Source organism: Flavobacterium sp. AC274 (assembly GCF_979258275.1).
In genome coordinates this window covers 4047750-4060793 of the sequence record NZ_OZ409852.1, presented here as the reverse complement: position 1 = coordinate 4060793, position 13044 = coordinate 4047750, and the positions used below count along the sequence as shown (strand labels likewise).

Genomic DNA, 13044 nt, shown 5'->3' with positions numbered 1-13044 from the left:
TTTGATAAATTTTTGCTAAACTTTAATTTAAGGTTAAATTTTTCTCTGTAAATAGCTTTTTTTCATTAATTTGCTACATAAACAGCTAAAAAATATGAAAAAACAATTCTCAAAAGCCTTATTAACCATGGCTTTGTTTGTAGGGATTTCTTCTGTTTCGGCGCAACAAACGCCAGCTACAACAGCAGTTACCCCTGTTAATAATTACAATTACCACGATGCTTTTGCACCACATTTTTACACTAAAAATGGTACGCCAACGCGTTCTGCCAGCGGTCAGCCGGGAGTTGAATATTGGCAAAACAGAGCCGATTATCAAATAACGGCAAGATTAAATGCTACATCAAATGAAATTAGTGGTACAGATGAAATCACGTATACTAATAATAGTCCTGATAAATTATCATTTGTCTGGTTAAATCTAGATCAAAATTTATTTAAAGAAGACTCAAGAGGAAATGCTGTTGTGCCTTTAACAGGAAGCCGTAACGGAGCGCAGGGTCAGGTTTTTGAGGGAGGAAATAAAATTAAATCGGTGAAGGTAATTTCTGGAAAGAAAAAAACAGAAACTGATGTAAAATATGTAGTTACAGATACAAGAATGCAAATTTTTCTTCCGGAAGAATTAGCTTCAAAAGGAGGATCTATAAAAATTAAAATCGAGTTTTCATTCATTGCACCTTTTGAAGGATCAGACAGAATGGGAGTTTTAGAAACTAAAAACGGAAAAATCTTCACAATTGCACAATGGTACCCGCGTATGTGTGTGTATGATGATGTAAGAGGCTGGAATACTGCACCCTATTTAGGAGCTTCTGAGTTTTATTTAGAGTATGGTGATTTTGATGTAAAAATCACAACTCCTGCCAATCATTATGTTGTAGGTTCTGGTGAATTATTAAATGGATCAGAAGTATTTTCTGCTGAACAATTTAAGCGTTATGGAGAGGCCAAACAAAGTGATAAAACAGTTGTAATTCGTTCTGCAGATGAAGTTGCTGCAACCGCAAATGCAAATGCAACCGCTGAAAAAACATGGCATTATCAAATTAAAAATGCACGTGATTTTTCATGGGCATCGTCTCCGGCCTTTATTTTAGACGGAGCAAAAATAAACTTGCCAAGTGGTAAAAAAGCATTGGCTTTATCGGCTTATCCGGTAGAAAGTTCAGGAAATGATGCATGGGGACGTTCTACGGAATATACAAAAGCATCTATCGAGAATTACTCAAAAAGATGGTTCGAATATCCTTATCCTGCAGCTACAAACGTAGCAGGAAATGAAGGTGGAATGGAATATCCCGGAATTGTTTTTTGCGGATGGAAATCTAAAGGAGATGATTTATGGGGAGTTACAGATCACGAATTTGGACACATTTGGTTTCCGATGATTGTAGGTTCAAACGAGCGTTATTTTGCCTGGATGGATGAAGGTTTTAATACTTTTATCAACTCAGTAAGTTCTTACGATTTTAATAATGGAGAGTACAAACAGCCAGCTTCAAACTTACATGAAGATGCAGAATATTATACAAGTCCAAAATTAGAAACTATTATGAGCTCTCCTGATAATATGAAGGAAGCAAATATTGGTGTATTATGTTATGCAAAACCAAGCGCAGGATTGGTAATTTTAAGAGAGCAGGTTTTAGGAGAAGAGCGTTTTGATAAAGCATTACGTACTTATGTAGAGCGTTGGGCTTACAAACATCCAACTCCGGATGATTTTTTTAGAACAATTGAAAATGTTGCCGGAGAAGATTTAAGCTGGTTCTGGAGAAGCTGGTTCGTAAACAACTGGAGATTCGATCAGGGAATCAACTCTATTAAATATGTAAAAAATGATCCTGCAAAAGGAGTTGTAATTACAGTTGAGAATTTCGACAAAATGCCAATGCCAATTGTTTTGGATGTAAAAACAAAAAGCGGAAAAGTAACCAGAGTTAAATTACCTGTAGAAATCTGGCAGCGTAACAACGATTGGTCTTTCAAACATAATTCTACAGAAGAAATTGAAAGCATCACTTTAGATCCTGATCATGCTTTTCCTGATTATAATGAAAGCAATAATGTTTGGAAAGTGGGAAACGGTAAAATTGAAAAAGATATTATCCTAGATGGTTATTTAGGAAATTATGTTACTACTAAATCGCCTTTGACAATTGAAATGACAGAGAAAAACAGCGTTTTAAGCGCAGAACTTCCAAACTATCCAAAATTTAGTTTATCTCCTGTTGCAAATGAAAAAGATACATTCGAATCAAAAAGAGCAGGTTTAAAATTCAAATTTAACGAAGCAAAAACAGGTTTTGATATGATTGTTTTAGGTAACGGACAAGTAATTCCGTTTACTAAAAAATAAAATCACAAAATCTTAAAATATTCAAAACCCGATAGTTATTGTAGCTATCGGGTTTTGTTTTTTAGTTTGAGGTTTCAAGTTTCAGGTTTCAGAAAAAAACTCAGTCCCGAGGCTTCGGGATAGAATCTTAGCAACTCAGAACCTTAGAAAAAACCAACATTCCATTAAAAAAATGTTAGAATTTTATTTTTTTGTTTTGTAAATTAAAAAATAGTGTACTTTTGCACCGATGAATAAAATAAGTTTACATATAACTTCTTTGTCACGGACAAACTCACCTGTAACTTCTCCCGAAGTACGGATACTATCTCTATAGTATTCACAGAGTTTTTCGCCGCGTATTTATTTATATTCATTTTTCATTTTGAAATCACATAATTTGTCCATTGGACAAACATATCCTAAAAGTATATCTTATTTTAATTATTTTCTAAATCAACTTTTTGATTTTGAGAATGTTACTTCTATTTTGTCTATTTTTATTGGATTGATTTCGAGATTTCAAACTAAACAATACGTTTTAATTTTTAACTCTAACTTCAACTATTGAAATGAAAATCTCTATTGTTGTAACTCAGGAAGAACACTTCAAATTCGCACAGGAAATTTGCGATACGATAGAATCATCTGCCTTATTAAGAGGTACAGGGATTGCTAAAAGAACTCCTGAATACATTCAGAAAAAAATGTCGAACGGTGATGCAATGATTGCTTTGGCAGATGGAAAATTTGCAGGTTTTTGTTATATCGAAAGTTGGGAACATGGAAAATTCGTGGCACATTCTGGATTAATTGTGCACCCGGACTACAGAAACTTAGGTTTAGCAAAACAAATAAAATCAAAGGTTTTTGATTATTCGCTGCAAAAATATCCAGACGCAAAAATATTTGGTATTACAACTGGTTTGGCAGTAATGAAAATCAACTCTGATTTGGGTTACAAACCAGTGCCGTTTTCAGAACTTACAACAGATCCGAGTTTTTGGGCAGGTTGTAAAACCTGTACCAATTTTCAAATCCTACAAAGCAAAGAAAACAAAATGTGTCTGTGTACAGGAATGCTTTATGATCCAAAAGACAAGCCAAAAGGTCCGCCGAGACATCCTTTTAACGAAGCTGTTTTGAGCAGATTAAAGAAAATAAAACAAGCCTTATTCTTAAATAAACTATTGTCGTTTATTTTTTTAACCTAAGAATAAAACAAAAAAGAAATCTCAAACTTGCTAAATACGAAAGTATTAGCCTAAATTATAAAAAATGAAAAAAGTTGTATTAGCTTATAGTGGAGGATTAGATACCTCGTATTGTTTGAAATATTTAAAAAATGAAAAAGGATACGAAGTTCATACCGTACTTGTAGATACAGGAGGATTTAGTGAAGAAGAATTAACAGCGATCGAAAAAAGAGCTTATGAATTAGGAAGTGCGCAACATGCCAACCTAACCATCATAGACAAATATTATGATAAAGCTATAAAATATTTGATTTTTGGAAATGTATTAAAAAACAACACATATCCATTGTCAGTAAGTGCAGAGCGTGTTTTTCAGGCAATTGAAGCCATTAAATATGCTAAAAAAGTAGGAGCAAGCGCCATCGCACACGGAAGTACAGGTGCAGGAAATGACCAGATTCGTTTTGATTTAATTTTTCAGACAATTGCGCCTGAAATTGAAATCATCACACCAATTAGAGATTTAAAATTGTCAAGACAAGAAGAAGTTGATTATTTGGCTAAAAACGGCGTTCACTATTCTTGGGAAAAAGCACAATATTCGATCAATAAAGGGCTTTGGGGAACCAGCGTAGGAGGAAAAGAAACTTTAACTTCGAGCCAGCCTTTGCCAAGTGAAGCTTATCCTTCGCAATTACAAAAAGAAGGGGAAGAAAAAGTGACTTTACACTTTGAACAGGGAGAATTAGTTGCTTTAAACGGTAAAAAAGATGTCCCTGAAAATAATATTGTAAAGCTTGAAAAACTGGCAAATGCTTATGCAATCGGCAGAGATATTCACGTAGGTGATACTATTATCGGAATTAAAGGAAGAGTTGGTTTTGAAGCTGCTGCACCTTTAATTATCATCAAAGCACACCATTTATTAGAGAAACACACGCTTGGTAAATGGCAGCAATACTGGAAAGAACAACTAGGAAACTGGTACGGAATGTTATTTCACGAAGGTCAATTTTTAGATCCTGTAATGCGTAACATTGAGACATTCCTGCAAGACACACAAAAAACAGTGAACGGAACTGTAACGGTTTCATTAAAACCATATCATTTCTCGCTTGACGGAATCGAATCTAAAAATGATTTGATGAACACAGGTTTTGGTCAATACGGAGAAATGAACAACGCCTGGACATCTGACGATGCAAAAGGATTTATTAAGATTTTAGGAAATGCACAAAACATATTTTCATCTGTAAACCATTTAACTCATGATTAATATCGGAATAATTGGTGGTTCGGGCTACACGGCCGGAGAACTTATCAGAATATTAATGTATCATCCCAATGTAAACATCGATTTTGTTTATAGTACTACAAATTCGGGTAAGCCGCTTTCTGTAGCGCACCACGATTTGATGGGAGATATTGAAATGAATTTTACTGATAAAATAAATCCGGATGTAAATGTTGTTTTCTTATGTCTTGGACATGGAAAATCGATTTCATTTTTGCAGGAAAATCAATTTGCAAGTCATACAAAAATCATCGATTTAGGAAACGATTTCAGACTGAACAAAGACGCTCATTTTGAAGGAAAAGATTTTATTTACGGTTTACCCGAATTGAATAAAGCAGAGATCAAAAAAGCGAATTATATTGCAAATCCGGGTTGTTTTGCGACAGCTATTCAGTTGGCTTTGTTGCCTTTGGCGAAAGCTAATTTGCTAAATAATGACGTTCATATTAATGCCACAACCGGAAGTACCGGCGCAGGAGTTGGACTTTCAGAAACGTCACATTTCAGCTGGAGAAACAATAATATGTCGCATTATAAAGCTTTTGAACACCAGCATTTAGGAGAAATTTCAGAAAGCCTGGTTCAGTTGCAGGATGATTTTGAAAGCGAGTTGCTTTTTATTCCAAACAGAGGAGATTTTCCAAGAGGAATTTTCGCAACTTTATACACAACATCCGACGAAAGTCTGGAACAAACCGTTGCCAAATACGAAGTTTTTTATAAAAATGAACCGTTTGTAACCGTTACAACGACAAATATCAATATGAAACAAGTTGTTCAAACCAACAAATGCATCATCAGTTTAATGAAAAAAGGAAACCGGATTTTGATTACCTCAATCATTGACAATTTAACCAAAGGTGCTTCAGGACAAGCGATCCAAAACATGAATTTGATGTTTGGACTGGAAGAAACCACTGGTTTGCATTTGAAACCAAGCGGATTTTAGAAAAAAATTGTTTCAGGTTTAAAGTTTCAAGTTCCACGTTATGTGCATAACTTGAACAGAAATACTGAAACTTAAATCAGTTTCAAGTTTAAAATTTCACGTTCTACACAACTTGAAACATGAAACTTGAAACAAAAAAACAAAAATTAAGATGAATTTATTTAATGTATACCCACTTTACGACATAACACCTGTAAAAGCATTAGATTGCACAATTACAGACAATAATGGGGTGGAATATTTAGACTTATATAGCGGACACGGTGTGATTTCGATTGGCCATACGCAGCCAGATTATGTTGAAAAACTTAAAAATCAATTAGATCATTTAGGATTTTATTCGAATGCCATTCAGAATCCTTTGCAGGTAGAATTGGCTCAGAAATTAGGAAAACTTTCAGGATTAGAAGATTATGAATTGTTTTTATGCAGTTCCGGAGCTGAAGCAAACGAAAATGCATTAAAATTAGCTTCTTTCCATAATGCAAAATCAAGAGTTGTGGCTTTTCATAATTCTTTCCACGGAAGAACTTCTGCAGCTGTTGCTGTTACAGACAATAAAAAAATTGTTGCGCCAATCAATGCACAGCAAGTTGTTACTTTTTTACCATTAAACCAAATCGAATTAGTTGAAGTAGAATTAGCTAAAGGTGATGTTTCTGCCGTAATTATTGAAGGAATTCAAGGAGTTGGAGGTTTAGACCAAGGAACAACAGAATTTTTTCAGGCTTTAGAAAAAGCATGTAAAAAACACGATGTGGTTTTGATTTTAGATGAAGTGCAATCAGGATACGGAAGAAGTGGAAAATTCTTCGCATTCCAACATCACGGAATCAACGCTGATATTATATCAGTAGCAAAAGGAATGGGGAATGGATTTCCGGTTGGAGCCATTTTAATTTCACCAAAATTTGAAGCTAGTTTCGGATTATTAGGAACCACTTTCGGCGGAAGTCATTTGTCTTGCGCAGCAGGAATCGCTGTTCTTGATGTAATGGAAAAACTGAAATTACAAGATAATGTAAATGAAGTTTCGGCTTATTTCTCAGAACAAATTAAACAAGTTCCTGGAATTAAACAAGTAAAAGGAAAAGGTTTAATGCTTGGAGTTGAATTCGATTTTGATGTTTCTGCTTTAAGAAAAAAACTAATTATCGAGAAACATATTTTTACAGGAAGCGCGAACAACAAAAATCTGTTAAGAATTTTGCCACCGTTAACAGTTAAAAAATCAGATATAGATACTTTTATTGTAGCTTTAAAAGAGAGTTTGGAAGAGCTTCAAAATTAGTTTGCCATATACTATTAATTCGTTTAATCGTTTAATTGGTTAATCGATTAAACGAATTAACGATTAACCAATTAAACCAAAATAAATGAACCCATTATCAATCGAAAAACGCAATCTCGTTTTGCACTCTATGGCAAAGCTGGTCGAGCAGGAGCGGAGTCAGATAATTCTAACCAATCAGGAAGATTTATTAGCTTACGATGGTTCAGATTTAGCGATGGAAGAGCGCCTGAAAGTAGATAATAAAAAAGTCGACGAGATGATTTTATCCTTAAATCAATTGGCTTCACAGGAAGATCCGGTTGGAGTTGAGCGTTTTCATTTTGTTCATGATAATGGAATCAAAGTAGTCAATAAAACCGCAGCATTCGGAACCATATTAATTATTTACGAATCTCGTCCAGACGTTACAATCGAAGCGGGTGGAATTGCTTTTAAATCCGGAAATAAGATTTTATTAAAAGGAGGAAAAGAATCTTTAAAATCAAACTTAAAGATTGTTGATTTATGGCATAAAGCTCTGGAAGAAAATGGAGTTTCGAAAGATTGGGTGGAGTATCTAAATTATAATCGTGCAGAAACGCAGGCCTTTTTGGAAAAACCAACTCAAAAAGTTGATTTAATTGTTCCGAGAGGAGGAGAAAAACTAATTGAGTTTGTGAAACAACACGCCACTTGCCCTGTAATTGTAAGCGGTCGCGGAAATAATTTTGTTTACGTTCATCAAAATGCAGATACCGATTTGGCTTTAAAAGTAATTTTGAATGCTAAAACGTCTAAAATCTCAGCCTGTAATGCTTTAGATAAAGTTTTAATCGATTCTAGATTACCTAATTTTGAAGGTTTTGTTGCCACGTTAATCGAAGCTTTGGTTGAATCTAAAGTTGAAGTAATCGTTGATAAATCATTGGAAAATTTCGAAAATACCCAAACACTTCAAAACGAAGATATCTGGTACGAAGAATTTCTGGATTATAAAATCGTCATCGGAACAATTGATTCTGAAGAACATGCAATCGAAAAAATCAATAAATATTGTGGCGGACATTCGGCAGCAATAATTACAAGAGATGAAAATGTTGCAAAACAATTCATGGAATCTATTGATGCAGCTGCAGTTTATCACAACGCATCAACCCGTTTTACAGATGGCGGACAATTTGGTCTGGGTGGAGAATTAGCCATAAGCACCGATAAATTACATCAACGCGGACCAATTGGTTTACAGCATCTTGTAACCAATAAATGGTACGTTTACGGAGAAGGACAAATCAGGTAATTGAGATAATTAGGCAATTAGATAATTAGATAATTTTAGATTGAGGATTTTAGGTAGAGGATTAAAACGATAATGATTTCAGATTTTAAAATTGGAATTTGGAATTTAAATTTTGGAATTTATTAAAGATAAACCTTTGCGCCCTTTGCGATAAAAATAAAACTTAGTGTCTTTGAGCCTTCGTGGCAAAACCAAAACAAAATGAGCAAAAAACGGATTTTATTAAAAATAGGAAGTAATACTTTAACCAAAGAAACTAATCATATTTCGCGGGGAAAGATTGAAGATATTGGTATGCAGATCGCCGCTTTAAACAAAGATTACGAATTTGTAATCGTGAGTTCAGGAGCAATTGCAGCCGCAAAACAGTTTGTAAAACTCGAAAGCAAAGGCAAAGAGATTGCATTGAAACAAGCTTTGGCTTCGATTGGACAACCCCATTTAATGCGGATTTTCCATGAGAATTTCAGCGATTTAGGCTTGTTGACATCACAATGTTTATTGTCTTATTCAGATTTCGAAAAAGATCAGTCGAAAGTCAATATTGTCAATACCATTAATGTTTTGGTCGAGAACAATTACATTCCGATTATTAATGAAAACGATACCGTTGCCACAGATGAGATTCGGTTTGGAGATAATGATAAATTAGCGGCATTAACAGCAGTGCTGCTAAATGTTGATATTCTGATTATTGCAACAAATACAAACGGAATTTACACGAAAGATTCTATTCATGATGAAAATCCTGAAACGATAAAATTGGTAAACGATCTAAAAGTATTAGAAAAAGAAATCGGAGAATCAAAATCATCACACGGAACAGGCGGAATGCAGTCAAAAATCGAAGCAGCCGGAATCGCAAAAGCAGCCAGCATCGAAACCTGGATCGTAAACGGGCTAAATGATAATTTTATTTTAAAGGCGTTGAAGGATGAAATTTCGTTTACTAGGATTGTGTGATATTGAACGCGGATTAAACGGATTCGCTATCGCGAAGACGCTGATTTAAACGGATTTTATATATTATTTTAATTTTTATATAGTATATTTCGTTCAAAATTGGAAAAATGAAATTATTGCATGAAGAGTTAACTGATGTCATTATTAAAACTTTTTATGAAGTGTATAATGAACTGGGATATGGTTTTTTAGAAAGAGTTTATCAAAATTCGTTATACTTAGAATTAAAAAGTAAAGGCTTAAAGGTTGAAGCTCAAAAGAAAATAGAAGTTTATTATAAAGGAATTGAAGTTGGACAATATTATGCCGACTTGATAGTAGAAGATTTAATTATATTAGAACTAAAAGCAGCAGATGGTATAGTGAAAGAATTCGAAAATCAAATTTTAAATTATTTAAAAGGAACAAATTGCGAAGTAGGTTTGCTTTTAAATTTTGGAACAAAACCAGAATTTAAACGAAAGATTTTCGAAAATAATAGAAAATTAAGAATAGAGAAATCCGTATAAATCAGCGTCTTTGCGATAGCGAATCTGTTTAATCAGCGTCTAATTTTAGACACCAACTAACAAAACAAAAAAACAATGAATTATATTTCAATACAAGATATCGACTCATTATCAAAATGGGTAAAAAGCGCGTTAAAAATCAAGAAGAACCCGCTTAAAAATCAAAAATTAGGCAAGAATAAAACCTTAGGAATGTTATTCTTCAACCCCAGTTTAAGAACGCGTTTGAGTACTCAAAAAGCGGCTTTAAATTTAGGAATGAACGTAATGGTAATGAACTTTACCAACGAAGGCTGGACATTAGAATTTGAAGACGGAGCTGTAATGAATTCCGGTGCTTCAGAACATATTAAAGAAGCGGCGGAAGTAGTTTCACAATATTGTGATATTATCGCCATTCGTGCTTTTGCTGGTTTAGTTGATAAAGAAAAAGATTATGCTGAAACTGTTATTTCAGGATTTTTGAAACACGCAACAGTGCCAATTGTAAACATGGAAAGTGCCGTTCGTCACCCGATGCAATCTTTGGCAGATGCCATCACGATGGAAGAATACAAGACTAAACATAAACCAAAAGTGGTTTTATCTTGGGCGCCGCATCCAAAAGCTTTACCTCAGGCAGTTGCAAATTCATTTGTAGAAATGATGCAAATGCAAAAAGACATGGATTTTGTAATCACACATCCTGAAGGTTACGAATTGAGCCCAGAAATTACAAAAGACTGCAAAATAGAATACGATCAAAACAAAGCTTTCGAAAATGCTGATTTTGTTTACGTAAAAAACTGGAGCAACTTCAACGATTACGGGAAAGTAACCAATACAGACTCAAACTGGACCGTTACGGCCGAAAAAATGGCTTTAACCAATAACGGAAAATTCATGCATTGCCTTCCGGTTCGTCGTAATGTAATTGTAAGCGACGAAGTTATTGATAGCGAGAATTCAATCGTAATTCAACAAGCGAATAACAGAACGTATTCAGCACAATTAGTTTTACAAAAGATTTTGAAGAAGTTATAAATAAAGTTGCAAAGGCACAAAGTTGCAAAGGTTCAGAGGTTTTTACAAACTGAATCTAAACTTTGTTCCTTTGTTCCTCTGAACCTTTGAACCTCATGAATAAAGTTAAAGTAATAAAAATAGGCGGAAACATCATCGATAATCCAACCGAATTAGAACAGTTTTTAACTGATTTTTCTAAAATAGAAGGATATAAAGTTTTAGTTCACGGTGGAGGAAAATCGGCTACAAAAATGGCCCAAAGTATTGGTTTGGTACCTCAAATGATTGAAGGGCGCCGTATTACAGATGCTCCAATGCTTGATGTTGTCGTGATGATCTATGCCGGACAAATCAATAAAGATATTGTCGCACAGTTGCAGGCAAAAAACAACAATGCAATGGGATTTTCGGGAGCTGACGGAAATTTAATTCAGTCAATAAAAAGAAATCACCCAACAATTGACTACGGTTTTGTAGGCGATGTAAAAAAAGTAAATACAGCTTTGTTGAAAACGTTGCTTGAAGCTGGAATAGTTCCTGTTTTCTGCGCCATTACACACGATAAAAACGGACAACTTTTAAATACTAATGCAGATACCATTGCGAGTGAATTATCAATTGCATTATCAGAGGTTTTTGATGTTACACTAACGTATTGTTTTGAAAAACAAGGAGTTTTGCAAGATTCAGAAGACGATTCATCTGTGATTACAGCAATAAACGAAGAATTATACAATAAACTAAAAACAGAAAAAGTAATCCATTCCGGTATGATTCCGAAACTGGATAATTGCTTTAATAGTTTGTCAAGAGGTGTTCAGAAAATCAAAATCGGACATCACAAAATGCTTCAAAATCCAGATGTATTGCATACAACAATTACGTTATAAAAGATATAGCCACGAATTGCACAAATTTTTACGACTTAAAATTTAAAAAAATTAGCGAAAATTTGTGTAATTCGTGGCAAAAAAAGATAGCTGCGGAAGTTGTTTTAAATATTAATTTTAGAAATTTGCGCAAATTAAAAATGTCACAGATTTAATTAAAAACATTGTGACTTCGTCCCGATAGCTTTCGGGATCGTGGCAGAGAACCTACACCTATGAAAAATATAGCAACGCTTACCAAAGAGGCAATTAACTTATTGAAAAATCTAATTGAAACCCCTTCATTTTCAAGTGAAGAAGATCAAACAGCACTTTTAATAGAAAATTGGTTCAATCAAAACGAAATTCCTTTTAAAAGAGAAAACAATAATGTGTGGGCTTTCAATAAATATTTCGACGAGAATAAACCAACACTTTTACTGAATTCACATCATGATACCGTAAAACCAAACCAAGCCTATACAAACGATCCGTTTAAAGCCATTGAAAAAGATGGAAAACTATTCGGATTAGGAAGTAATGATGCCGGAGGATGTCTGGTTTCGTTATTGGCAACCTTTGTTCATTTTTACGAAAATCAAAATTTGTCACATAATATCGTAATTGTGGCTTCCGCCGAAGAAGAAAGCAGCGGAAAAAACGGTTTAAACAGTGTTTTAAAACATTTACCAGAGTTAGATTGCGCCATTGTTGGTGAGCCAACTTTAATGCAACTAGCTGTAGCAGAGAAAGGTTTGTTAGTTTTGGACGTAAAAGTAAAAGGAACTGCAAGTCACGCCGCGCATCAAAACGACGATAATTCATTATACAAATCAATTCCGGTAATGGAATGGTTTAAAAACTATAAATTCGACAAAATCTCTGATGTTCTGGGTCCTGTAAAAATGACCGTAACGCAAATCAGTGCCGGAAAACAGCACAATGTTGTGCCGTCAGAATGCGATATGGTTGTCGATATTCGCGTAACAGATCGTTATTCAAATACCGAAATTTTGGAGGTTGTAAAAGCCAATGTAAATGCCGAAGTTACGCCCAGATCAATGCATTTAAACGCATCGTCTATTCCGGTTGCGCATGGTTTAGTACAAGCCGGAATTGCTTTAGGCAGAACAACATACGGCTCACCAACGCTTTCAGATCAATCGGTTTTAAGCTGTCAGTCTTTAAAATTGGGACCAGGAGAAACGCTGCGGTCACATTCAGCAGATGAATTTATTTTCATTAACGAAATTGAAGAAGGAGTCGATTTGTACGTTAAAATACTAACAGATTTCTTTAAATTATAAGAAAAGAAAAACCGCCACGAATTCACGAATTATTTTTG

11 protein-coding genes are annotated in these 13044 nt (G+C 34.4%); all 11 read left to right on the top strand.

The window, feature by feature from the left end; translation table 11 throughout:
• Positions 1-94: 94 nt before the first annotated feature.
• The 11 genes from ACZZZT_RS18395 (at position 95) to ACZZZT_RS18345 (ending at position 13006) form a co-directional block, all read left to right on the top strand.
• Complete coding sequence (locus ACZZZT_RS18395) at positions 95-2362, top strand: M1 family metallopeptidase (protein WP_463461476.1); 2268 nt, start codon at positions 95-97, stop codon at positions 2360-2362.
• Between the two features lie 551 nt (positions 2363-2913).
• Complete coding sequence (locus tag ACZZZT_RS18390; protein ID WP_042564381.1) at positions 2914-3555, top strand: GNAT family N-acetyltransferase; 642 nt, start codon at positions 2914-2916, stop codon at positions 3553-3555.
• A gap of 64 nt (positions 3556-3619) precedes the next feature.
• Entirely contained in the window at positions 3620-4813 is a 1194-nt protein-coding gene (locus tag ACZZZT_RS18385; protein ID WP_042564382.1) for an argininosuccinate synthase, read from the top strand.
• On the top strand, positions 4806-5783 hold the full coding sequence (gene argC / locus ACZZZT_RS18380) for an N-acetyl-gamma-glutamyl-phosphate reductase (protein WP_463461475.1): 978 nt from the start codon (positions 4806-4808) through the stop codon (positions 5781-5783). The genes ACZZZT_RS18385 and argC overlap by 8 nt, the downstream gene beginning before the upstream one ends.
• Positions 5784-5934: 151 nt before the next feature.
• Positions 5935-7074 carry an aspartate aminotransferase family protein gene (locus tag ACZZZT_RS18375; protein ID WP_463461474.1) on the top strand — a complete coding sequence of 380 codons (1140 nt, stop codon included), beginning with the start codon at positions 5935-5937 and terminating at the stop codon, positions 7072-7074.
• Positions 7075-7159: 85 nt separating this feature from the next.
• Positions 7160-8353, top strand: a complete 1194-nt coding sequence (locus ACZZZT_RS18370) for a glutamate-5-semialdehyde dehydrogenase (protein WP_463461473.1) — start codon at positions 7160-7162, stop codon at positions 8351-8353.
• 201 nt (positions 8354-8554) lie between these two features.
• A complete protein-coding gene (proB, locus tag ACZZZT_RS18365; RefSeq protein ID WP_463461472.1) occupies positions 8555-9316 on the top strand; it encodes a glutamate 5-kinase in 762 nt (253 codons plus the stop codon).
• A 107-nt stretch (positions 9317-9423) separates the two neighbouring features.
• The gene (locus ACZZZT_RS18360) at positions 9424-9825 is read left to right on the top strand and encodes a GxxExxY protein (RefSeq protein ID WP_073393751.1); all 402 of its coding nucleotides are present in this window, start codon (positions 9424-9426) and stop codon (positions 9823-9825) included.
• Between the two features lie 75 nt (positions 9826-9900).
• A complete protein-coding gene (locus ACZZZT_RS18355; RefSeq protein WP_456312620.1) occupies positions 9901-10848 on the top strand; it encodes an N-acetylornithine carbamoyltransferase in 948 nt (315 codons plus the stop codon).
• Between the two features lie 95 nt (positions 10849-10943).
• On the top strand, positions 10944-11720 hold the full coding sequence (gene argB / locus ACZZZT_RS18350; RefSeq protein WP_463461471.1) for an acetylglutamate kinase: 777 nt from the start codon (positions 10944-10946) through the stop codon (positions 11718-11720).
• A 215-nt stretch (positions 11721-11935) separates the two neighbouring features.
• Positions 11936-13006: a M20 family metallo-hydrolase gene (locus tag ACZZZT_RS18345; RefSeq protein WP_463461470.1), complete on the top strand. Its 1071-nt coding sequence runs from the start codon at positions 11936-11938 to the stop codon at positions 13004-13006.
• Positions 13007-13044: the final 38 nt, after the last annotated feature.